Below are 10,792 nucleotides of genomic sequence, written 5' to 3' on the forward strand. Positions count from 1 at the left end.
TATAAAATGATAATACAATATTAGGTTCGCTTAAGAACTCATTTAGTATACTATAATTTTTTATTTGTTGTCAATAGGTTTTAAAAAAATCTCAGAGAAAACTCTGAGATTTTTTAAACTATGTTACAAAGTTAATTTCCTTTAGCTTCAATTAAACCTAGTTCGCCATCTTCACGCTTGTAAAGGACATTTGTCGTATTATCTTCTGCATCTGTATAGATAAAGAAATCATGACCTAAAAGTTCCATTTGCAACAATGCTTCCTCAACATCCATTGGTTTTAGATTAACATTCTTAGTACGTACAATTCTTTGGCTTACTGCTTCTTCATCTGGCTCAGCCTCAAATTCTGTTGTGAAAACTTGACTTGCTGGAATCTTTTCACGATATTTTTTCGCAATTTTAGTTTTATTTTTACGAATTTGACGCTCAATTTTATCAACAACTAAGTCAATTGACCCATACATATCTTGTGAAACATCTTCTGCTCGTAAAGTAATAGAATCTATTAAGATTGTTACTTCAACTTTTGCGGTCTTCTCTCTGTATACTTTGAGGTTGACTCTAGTATCTAATTCTTGTTCTTCATTAAAGTATTTTTCAACTTTAGAGAGTTTGGTCTCAACATACTCACGAATAGCTTCTGTTACTTCGATGTTTTCACCACGAATACTGTATTTAATCATATGAGTACCTCTTTCTTGCGTTGTTAACGCTTTCTATATTCTTATTATAACCGCTTTCATGAAAATTTGCAAGATTTTAGCGTGCTAATGAAAAACTTTTTATATTTTTTATACCTTTTTCTTCTAATAGTTTCCTGATTTGTGCTATTGTTGCGCCTGTTGTATAAATATCATCAACAATTAAAAGGTTATCCCTTAACTCAGCCTCATTTTTTAATGTAAATTGCTGAACTTGTTTGAGTCTTTCTTCTTTATTATTAGCCGATTGCTTACCTCCATCTTTTTTAGAAAGAATATTTTTGTAAGGTATATTTGCCGATTGTAGAAAAGCAATCACTTGATTAAATTGCCTATTTTGGTATCCTTCATGACTCAAGGGAACTGGCACTATAGTGTAGCCCTTATACTTTTTTAGAGCAGCTTTTATTTCTTTTGTAAAAACATCTTTCAACAAATAATCCTCTTGAAATTTAAAAAGAGAAAAATATTTTTTCATTGCTTCATTGTATCTATAAAGGGAAAAATGATTTACCTCTATACCTTTTTTACCCCAATAAATACAATCTTGACATTGTTTTTGGGGAATTTGCTTGCAACATGTTTGGCAACCCATCTCCCTACTAAGTGCTTCAAAACTACCCTTGCACGTTTGACAAATTACATTTTGCTTTGGTTTTAGAAGCATAAGTTCCACAAAAGTTAATTGCGATAAATCTATTTCATGACATAACAAACAAGTCATTAAAATCCTCCTATATGATTCATGTTTTTAATCTCCTTTATAGCTTGGTGCATCGATTTACTTTTCCCATCATGAAGGAAGTAAAGGAGCCCTTCGGGCCTTTCTAATGCTCTTCCAACTCTTCCTGAAATTTGTACCAAGGAACTTTTCGTAAACAAATGATGATTTGCTTGTATAACAAAAACGTCGACGCTAGGGAAAGTTACTCCTCTCTCTAGAATGGTAGTTGACACTAGGATAGACAATTTGTTATCTCGAAAATCTTGCACTAACTTTAACCTAGATGTGCTCTTACTTGAAACAAAACCAATTTTTTCCATAGGAAAGGCTTGTCTTAACATTTCGGTGAATACCTGACCTTCTGAAATATGGGGGAAAAATAATAACAAAGGATATCTCGTTTGTCGCTGTTTATTTATCAGCTGATATAATTTGGGAGGTAGTTTTTGTGTCTGCAAGCTTTTCTGGATACCACTTACCCAAACCATCTCGGGTATCACTAACGGATTGGCATGAAATCTCCTAGCTAGATGCAATTTTTTTAGTTCTTTTCTTGCAACTTTTCTTTCTAACTCAGTCGTTGAAGTTGCAGTCAGAAAAATACTTGTTCCGTTTTCCTTTAAAGCCTGTTTTACACCATGGTATAGTATCGGGTTGTCGACATATGGAAAAGCATCAACTTCATCAACAATTAGCAAATCAAAAGCATGATAAAATTTTAACAATTGATGTGTTGTAGCAATAGTTAAAGGGGATCTCTGATAAGAAGGAGATTCTCCATGCATTAATGTTATGGCACATCTAAAATCGTTTGAAAGTCGCTTATGCAATTCTAAACAAACATCAATTCTAGGACTGGCAATACAAACGCTTCCTCCAGTATCAATTACTTTGGCGACAGAGTGGTATATCATTTCTGTTTTACCAGCCCCTGTCACAGCATGAACAAGAAGATTTTCCTTACTTGAAATACCTTTCAACAACTCTTCTGAAACCTCATTTTGATAAGGTGTCAGTCCCCCTTTCCATTTTAAAGAATTCGTTTTAGAAAATGTTTTTTGTGGGAAATAATATAAATTTTCATTACTAGTAACTCTTCCAAAAACTATACATTCTCTACAATAATAATTTCCAGTTGGTAATTGGCAATTTTTAGCAACAGAACTAGAGCATCGGGTACAAATATAGTCGCTTCCTTTCTTTATAAAAGATGGCAAGCTAATTGCAATTTTTCTAAGTTGCTCAGATAATTGTGCTTTTGTCCAAAGTCTACCTAAATAATTTTCCATATTGTTTCATTCGGATTTTTTTGCTAAATTTGAAGAATTTTTGTAAAATTTCTCTATGAACTATAAAACGATAAAATCAGACGGAATTGTCGAAGAAGAAATTAAAAAATCGCGATTTATTTGTCATCTAAAGCGAGTAGAGTCCGAAGAGGAGGGGCGTAATTATATTACGCAAATCAAGAAAGCGCACTACAAAGCCAATCATTCGTGTTCAGCTATGGTTATTGGCGAAAAAGGGGATATAAAACGATCTAGTGATGATGGAGAACCTAGTGGTACAGCAGGTATCCCTATGCTAACCGTACTTGAAAAGCAAGGCCTGACAAATGTTGTTGCCGTCGTTACACGGTATTTTGGAGGTATCAAATTAGGCACAGGGGGGCTTATTCGTGCCTACTCTGGTAGCGTAGCTAATGCCATCAAAGAGATCGAGGTAGTAGAAGTTAAAGAACAAATTGGTATTCGTATTCAATTAACCTATCCTCAATATCAAACTTTTGACAACTTCCTAAAAGAGCACCACCTTCAGGAGTTTGAAACAGAATTTTTAGAAGCTGTAACCTGTAAAATATACGTTGACCCTAAGGAATTTGAACACACAATAACTAATTTGACAGAGTTCTACCAAGGAAAAGCTTTGTTAACTGAAGAAGGGAGTCAAATTGTTGAAATTCCCTTTAAGGATGAAACCGATAAATAATAGCTATCACTTGATAAAGAATTGATATTTTACTTTAATCAATGTGAGTTTTATAATATTCTTAACCAATATCATGAAGAGGTATAGCTTATGTCAAAAATTTATAATTCTATTACAGACTTAATCGGAAATACACCCATTATTCAATTACATCATATTGTTCCAGAAGGAGCTGCAGATGTGTACGTTAAGTTAGAATCCTTTAACCCAGGTTCATCTGTCAAAGATCGTATTGCTCTAGCTATGATTGAAGATGCAGAGCAAAAAGGGATTCTTAAAGCCGGAGATACAATCGTAGAACCTACATCTGGTAATACAGGTATCGGTTTGGCTTGGGTAGGAAAAGCTAAAGGGTATAATGTTATTATTGTTATGCCAGAAACCATGTCAATCGAACGTCGTAAAATCATTCAAGCCTATGGTGCTCAATTAGTACTAACACCTGGTAGTGAAGGGATGAAGGGAGCTATTGCTAAGGCAAAAGAAATTTCTGTAGAGCAAAATGCTTGGCTACCCCTGCAATTTAATAATCAAGCCAATCCAGAAATCCACGAAAAAACGACTGGTAGGGAGATTATCGAGGCTTTTGGTGAAAAAGGTTTAGACGCTTTTATCGCAGGTGTGGGAACTGGTGGGACAATTACTGGTGTCTCTCGTACATTAAAAAAAGTCAATCCTGATGTCGCTATTTATGCTGTAGAAGCTGATGAATCTGCAATCCTTTCTGGTGAGCAACCTGGGCCTCATAAAATACAAGGGATTTCTGCAGGTTTCATTCCAGAAACATTGGCTACAGATTCTTATGATCATATCATTCGCGTTACATCTGACGATGCTATTGAAACAGGACGTATCATCGGAGGACTAGAAGGTTTCCTCGCAGGAATTTCTGCTTCAGCTGCTATTTATGCTGCTATTGAAGTGGCTAAACAACTAGGAAAAGGGAAAAAAGTTTTAGCTCTTCTCCCTGATAATGGCGAACGTTACTTATCAACAAGCCTGTATGATTTTGAATAACTTTAATCTTCAGTAAATGATAACTAAAAAAGATTAGATATATTGTCTGATCTTTTTTAATTTATATCTCTTTAAATACTAGTAAGCCCTATTTAGTTAAAATATTAAAACGACAAATAGAACCAAGCAATTTCACTTGGTTCTATTGTTTTTATTGATGATTTGAAACATAACGGTCAACCGTTAACAGGGCTGCAGCGACATCCTCTGCGCTAATTTTAAATGGCATTTCATGTATTGTTTCACCTTCAATTGTTGCTTGCTGACCAACTTTTAAAAGTTCTTCATATGTTGCATCACCCAAATGGAGTTCTGCAAGTGTAGTTGGCATTCCAATCGCTTGGTAAAGATTAATGTAGCGATCAATTTCTTCCTTTGGTCTATTTTCGAGGAAAAGTTGCGTCAACGTTCCATAGGCAACTTTTTCACCATGGGTTAAGTGATGAATATCTCCACTCAAGGCAGTAAAACCATTATGAATAGCATGAGCTGCAGCTAATCCTGCACTTTCAAAACCTAAACCACTAAGTAAGGTATTAGCTTCAATAACATTTTCTAAAGCTTTTGTAACCACTTTGGCATCACAAGCCGCTAAAGCTTGTAAACTATCATTAAATAAAGTACGCTCACATGCTTGGGCAATTGCCACGCCCGCTAAAGTCTGTCTACCGCCAGCCATCGCTATTCCATTTTTTTGTAAGACTGCTCTCGCTTCAACCCAAGTAGCTAAGCCATCTGCAATCCCAGAAGCTAGTAAACGTTTTGGCGCTTGAGCAATGACTTGAGTATCGACCAAAACTAGGTCTGGATTCTTTGAATAAAAAATATATTTTTCAAAAGCTCCTTCATCTGTATAGATTACTGATAACGCTGACGTTGGGGCATCTGTTGAAGCTACTGTTGGTGCAATGACCACTGGTAAATTAACTTTATCTGCAATTGCCTTTGCAGAGTCAATAGTTTTTCCACCACCAAGTCCAATAATAAGGTCACTATTCTTTTCTTTCGCAACAGCAACGACACGATTGATTTCATTATCAGATGCTTCTCCGTTAAATGAAACACGATGTGGTAACAAATCGTCTTGTAGATAAGATAAAAACCTTTCTCCAACGATATTATAAACAACATCATCACAAAGGATAAGTGGAGTCTGACCTAAAGATTTGATATGTTCAATACTTTGGAATAAAGCATCCTTTCCTTGTATATAGCGCGATGGACTTGCGAAAACTTTCATTCTCAACCTCTTTCTTCTTTAAAAAATTTTATGTTAAAGATACAGCCTCAAAAGTTGGCGTTCTCTGTTAAATATGTTCTGAGTGTTGACTGGCTTTCCAATCATCTGCAAAGTCGTTAACAGCTTTTGCAATAGATGGCATCGCAAAGACTGATTCAAAAATATCTGGTCCCGCGGTGATTGATTGAGCACCCTGTGATAAGGCCTTCGTTACTTGTGAAGCGTTTTTAAAACTAGCTGCTAAAATTTTGCTAGAAGAACCTGTCCGCTCTATTGCTTGCGCTAATTCCTTAATAACTTGTGTCGCATCAATATCAAGGTTCTCCATTCGGTTAAAGTAAGGTGCTAGGTAGTCTGCTCCAGCTGATATAGCCAAAAGACCTTGCATACTGGTGTATATTGCTGTGGCTGTAATATTATAACCTTCTGCTTTTAACGTTTTAATTGCTGCTAATCCATCTGGCGTAACTGGGACTTTGATATAAATGTCATCGTCCGTTTCTTGGCGTATTTTAGCAGCATCATCCAATATTCCTTGATAATCTTTGGCCACTACTTGAACATGCAAACTTGCTTCACGTCCAATAATTTCTCGAACATCACGAATGCGTTGGAAAAAATGTATATCTCCTTCTTTCTTAGCAATGGTGGGATTTGAAGTTACACCTGCTAGTGGCAGTATATGATGCCATTTTTTTATAGCTTCTAAATTTAAAGTGTCAAGTAAAAATTCCATAATAATCTCCTAAAGAGCATGTTCTGTACGTGCAATAATATCATCTTGAGTTGCCTTAGATAGGACATTAAAGAATGCAGAATAACCTGCTACACGCACAATCAAATCGCGGTGTTTTTCAGGGTGCTTCTGAGCATCAATCAAAGTCTCACGTGAGACAACATTATACTGGATATGGTAACCATGAAGGCGATTGAAGAATGTTCTAAGTAAGGCAATTAATTTTTGTTTATCTTCTTCTTTTGCCAAGGTTTGAGGGTTGACTTTTTGGTTAAGGAGTACACCGCCGACAATCTCATCAGTTGGTAACTTCGAAACTGATTTCAAAACAGAGGTAGGTCCCTTTTTGTCCATATTATGAGATGGTGAACAACCTTCAGCTAATGGAGTTCCTGCATGTCTACCATCTGGAGTTGCTAAAGTACCTCGTCCTTGGCCTACATTTGCTGAAATAGAGGACGTTCCTGAATAGCGAATACCACCGATTGGTCCACGTCCATAGCGTGTGTTGGGATATTTAGCAATTTCTTCAACATAAACATCATAACACTCACGTACTAAACTATCCGCGTAGTCATCATCATTTCCATATTTTGGTGCTTCATTGATCAACATTTGACGAATTTCTTCACCACGCGGACCTGCGTAATCACTCTGCAATGCTTGCCATACTTCTAATGTGGTTAGGCGTTTTTCTTCAAATACTAATTTTTTAAGCGCAGCAAGTGAGTCTGAAAGATTAGCGATTCCAACTTGTAGACCAGATATGTAGTCATATACTGCACCACCTTCTTTTAAGTGCTTACCTCGTCCAATACAATCATCAGTTAAAGCTGAACAAAGAATATCAGGTACTTCTCTTTCGAGACTAATATCAATAGCATTCTCAACAATAACGCTCATTCGAGTTAAGTAACGAAGCGTTTTATCCCAAGCTCCTTTAAGTTCTTTATATGAGGTCATCTGGGTGAAATGCCCATAAGAAGGCGCAAATCTCTTCCCAGAAGCCGGGTCAATGCCATTATTCATTGTAATTAATAACACTTTAGGGAAGTTGATATAGCTCATGCCGGTACAACGATAACCCCATTTCCCAGGAACTGCTGTTTCGACACAACCAATCGCTGAATAATCATAGGCATCTTCTTCGGAAACTCCTTTTTTAATAAATGATGGAATAATAATTTCATCATTATTAAAAGCTGGCATACCAAAGCCTAATTTCATAACTTCAATAGCTTCATTCATGAATGACTTGTCTAGGTTAGCATAATAACGAACCGTTAGATTAGGCTGTGGTAAGTGTGTCTGAGCGACTGATTTTAGTACTAGAAATGATAAAGGATTAACAGCATCTTCCTTATATCGGGTTTGTCCTCCAATCGTTACATTTTGGTAAAGAGGACTACCAGCAGACGAAAACGTATGAGCTTGGCTACGAACCTTATTAATAGTTATTGTTTTAATCCATAGGTTAGTTAGGCGCTCAACGATCGAATCCTCAGTCTCACGTCCAGCTTCTAAGTCAGCTTTAACATATGGATACATGTATTGATCAAAGCGTCCATAAGATAGAGAATGACCGTTTGATTCTATTTGAAGAATACACTGAATAAACCAAACCGATTGAACAGCTTCTGCAAACGTTTCAGCTGGGTAATATGGCACTCGTTCACAAATACTAGCGATATCTAACAATTCCTGACGTCTCTTAGTATTTGCTGTTTTAGCTTGTTTTTTTGCTAGGATAGCAAAACGCTCTGCATAGGTTTTAACAGCTTCTATTGTAATTAAAATAGAATCATAGAAATGATATTTGTCAATACTCTCAGGCTTTGTTAAATCTAAATCAGATTTAGCTTTTCTTGCTTTTTTTTCAAAGCCAATAAGCCCTTCTTCTAGTAACTTCTGATAGTTAACAGCTAAGTGAGCATCCCCAGAATTCATCTTACCTTCCATCCCAAAGAAGCCTGTCTCCATATAAACTTGAACTTCTTCTGGAAGCATAACGCCCGCACGAGCCCGTAAATTATTATTTTCCCAGAAAGGTGCAATATTTCTAATTTGTTCTTTGGTTTCTTCTGTAATGTAAAAGACATCACCATCTCGTTTTTCAAAAAGGTCTAGTTCATTTACAACAAATTCTAGAGTGTATTCTGGAAAAATAGGAGCATCTTTATCAGATGAAGCTTGGTTACCGACAATCATTGTCTCATCGTCAATATAGATTGTCATTTTTTCCAAAATATTTTGCAACATGTAAGCTCTCTTTAAAACATTAGGTTTTTCCTGATGCTTTTGATAGGCTTCAGTTACCAAGATAGCACGTTCTGCATCTATGAATGGTTTCTTATCAAGAACCTTATCGCGATAAGAATACATGCGCTCTGTCAAATAGCCAAAATGCTTTTGAGAATTTTGTTGAACATCATTTGTATATTTTTGAGTGAGTAATTGTTTGGTCATAGCAGCCTCCACTTGTTTCTTTCGAAACTAAAAAGTTTTTCTTCGTAAATATAATAGCACCTAAATCCTAAAATAACAAGAAGAAAATAAAGAATAGAATGCTACATCTAAAGTTGCACAAATGTGCATTTTTAGAAAAAGGTTAAGATGCATTACACACCTCAACCTCTTATCTGCTAGCTATCCCCTTTCCATTTCACATTCATTTTTGTAAGTAATATTATCTTGGATTTTAAAGAATGGGAAGTAAACAGCAGTTGAGATAGCTAAAATGACTATTTGGACGAGTGCACCTTGCCAACCACCTACCATGAATCCAGAAATAATTGCTGGAGTACTCCATGGTAAAGTAACACCTGAGAATGGTTGCATAAAACCAACCGCAATAGCTCCATAAACAATTAAAGCTGCCAAAACTGGTACTAAAATAAAAGGCAGAAACATCACAGGATTCATTACGATTGGAAAGCCAAAGACGATTGGCTCGTTAACATTGAAAATCGCGGGAAAAGCGGCCACTTTCCCAAGTGCCTTGTATTGTTTTGATTTTGCTGCAAAAAGCATCGCAATAACTAGTCCAAAAGTTATTCCTGATCCCGATAAAATCAAGAAACTATCCAAAAACTGCTGTGTTACAATGTGAGCGCCATTATCTAATGTTAAGCGATTTGCTGCTAATAAAGACTTATTGGCATCTAAATTGGATAGTAACAAAGCAGTCACAATACCATTCACCACAGATTGGCCATGGACACCAAACCACCATAAGAATGAAATAAAGAAAGCAATCCCAATTGCTCCATAAAGTGAGCCTGTTAAGCCTTGCAACGGTACTTGAATGATATCATAAATCATCTCAATAAAGGTACCTCCAGTTGTTACCTTAGCAATCAAATAAACAATCATCGATAAAAGAAAGATAACAAAAGCTGGAATCATAGCTTCAAATTGTTTTGCTATTGCCTGTGGTACTTGCTCTGGCATTTTTATAACAATATGATGTTGGATAAACCATGTATAGATAGCACCAACTACTAAGCCAATAATAATTGCTCCAATAATCCCCTGACCGCCAAACCAAACCTTAGAAATAGCATCCGCTATTGCTTCTCCTTTTACAGGAATATAAGATGATTTCATTAAAATAAAGAAAGACGAAAGTGATAAAACGCCAGCAGGTAACGGTTCTACACCACTATTTTTAGCATAAGCATAAGCAATTGCAAAACAGGAAATCAAGCCCATAATCGCAAAAGTTCCTGAATAAACTTGCATAAATGGTTCTGTCCATTCTGGTCCAAAAACATTAGCTATGGCTTGATTAAGACCTTTAAATGGAAGCTGCCCTAATATTAAAAAGAGACTCCCAACAACTGTTAGTGGTAAAATTGCTAGCATGCCATCTTTGAGTGCAATAATCCCTCGCATATTGACAAACTTCATAATCGGAGTAATTATTTTCTGACTATCAAACTTTGACATATCAAGCCTCTTTTCTTGTTTCCAATAAACTCAAAGCAAGTTTCAAAACTTTTACACCATCCAACATACCATAATCTGCCATTGGAATAACTGCTATTGGTACACCGTATTCATCACAGATTGATTTTGATTTATCTAGAGTATAGCTAACTTGTGGACCAAGTAATGCAACATCTAAATCTTTAGCATAATCTGCAATTTTTCCTTGTGAATAAGCTTCAATATGTGCCTCTATCCCTTCTTTATCCGCTGCGATTTTCATATTGTTTACTAACATACCTGTTGAAAAACCTGCTGCACAGAATAAACCAATTTTTATCATATTTGATCCCCTTTACTTATTTTTGAATATGTAATTCCTGGCGTAAATCAATAATTTCTTTAATCAAGTTAATCTCAGTAATACTTGTCATCAAATGATCCTGAGAATGAAG

General features: G+C 35.9%; 11 protein-coding genes. 2 read left to right on the plus strand and 9 right to left on the minus strand.

What is annotated here, in order from left to right:
- Window positions 1-131: 131 nt before the first annotated feature.
- The 3 genes from hpf to HMPREF9171_RS104680 form a co-directional block, all read right to left on the minus strand.
- A complete protein-coding gene (hpf, locus tag HMPREF9171_RS104690) occupies window positions 132-686 on the minus strand; it encodes a ribosome hibernation-promoting factor, HPF/YfiA family (RefSeq protein ID WP_000599096.1) in 555 nt (184 codons plus the stop codon).
- A 76-nt stretch (window positions 687-762) separates the two neighbouring features.
- Window positions 763-1,428, minus strand: a complete 666-nt coding sequence (locus HMPREF9171_RS104685) for a ComF family protein (RefSeq protein ID WP_000128292.1) — start codon at window positions 1,426-1,428, stop codon at window positions 763-765.
- Window positions 1,428-2,717: an ATP-dependent helicase ComFA gene (locus HMPREF9171_RS104680; RefSeq protein WP_000432963.1), complete on the minus strand. Its 1,290-nt coding sequence runs from the start codon at window positions 2,715-2,717 to the stop codon at window positions 1,428-1,430. The genes HMPREF9171_RS104685 and HMPREF9171_RS104680 overlap by 1 nt, the downstream gene beginning before the upstream one ends.
- 55 nt (window positions 2,718-2,772) lie before the next feature.
- Between HMPREF9171_RS104680 and HMPREF9171_RS104675 the strand changes: the two genes are divergently transcribed.
- Entirely contained in the window at window positions 2,773-3,417 is a 645-nt protein-coding gene (locus HMPREF9171_RS104675) for a YigZ family protein (protein WP_001108149.1), read from the plus strand.
- Window positions 3,418-3,507: 90 nt separating this feature from the next.
- A complete protein-coding gene (cysK, locus tag HMPREF9171_RS104670) occupies window positions 3,508-4,434 on the plus strand; it encodes a cysteine synthase A (protein WP_000036943.1) in 927 nt (308 codons plus the stop codon).
- Window positions 4,435-4,585: 151 nt separating this feature from the next.
- On the opposite strand, the gene HMPREF9171_RS104665 is transcribed toward cysK, so the two are convergent.
- The 6 genes from HMPREF9171_RS104665 to HMPREF9171_RS1000000113630 all read right to left on the minus strand — a co-directional run.
- Window positions 4,586-5,674 (minus strand): glycerol dehydrogenase, encoded by a 1,089-nt coding sequence (locus tag HMPREF9171_RS104665; protein WP_000862118.1) that lies wholly within the window; start codon window positions 5,672-5,674, stop codon window positions 4,586-4,588.
- Window positions 5,675-5,741: 67 nt separating this feature from the next.
- The gene (locus tag HMPREF9171_RS104660; RefSeq protein WP_000394891.1) at window positions 5,742-6,410 is read right to left on the minus strand and encodes a fructose-6-phosphate aldolase; all 669 of its coding nucleotides are present in this window, start codon (window positions 6,408-6,410) and stop codon (window positions 5,742-5,744) included.
- A gap of 9 nt (window positions 6,411-6,419) precedes the next feature.
- On the minus strand, window positions 6,420-8,876 hold the full coding sequence (locus HMPREF9171_RS104655; protein WP_000166141.1) for a glycyl radical protein: 2,457 nt from the start codon (window positions 8,874-8,876) through the stop codon (window positions 6,420-6,422).
- Between the two features lie 180 nt (window positions 8,877-9,056).
- Entirely contained in the window at window positions 9,057-10,358 is a 1,302-nt protein-coding gene (locus HMPREF9171_RS104650) for a PTS sugar transporter subunit IIC (protein WP_000032671.1), read from the minus strand.
- A gap of 1 nt (window position 10,359) precedes the next feature.
- Window positions 10,360-10,680: a PTS sugar transporter subunit IIB gene (locus HMPREF9171_RS104645; protein WP_000590363.1), complete on the minus strand. Its 321-nt coding sequence runs from the start codon at window positions 10,678-10,680 to the stop codon at window positions 10,360-10,362.
- Window positions 10,681-10,696: 16 nt separating this feature from the next.
- On the minus strand, window positions 10,697-10,792 hold a 96-nt coding region (locus HMPREF9171_RS1000000113630), incomplete at its 5' end, for a PTS lactose/cellobiose transporter subunit IIA (RefSeq protein WP_211204268.1).

This window comes from Streptococcus agalactiae ATCC 13813, assembly GCF_000186445.1.
Taxonomy (GTDB): domain Bacteria; phylum Bacillota; class Bacilli; order Lactobacillales; family Streptococcaceae; genus Streptococcus; species Streptococcus agalactiae.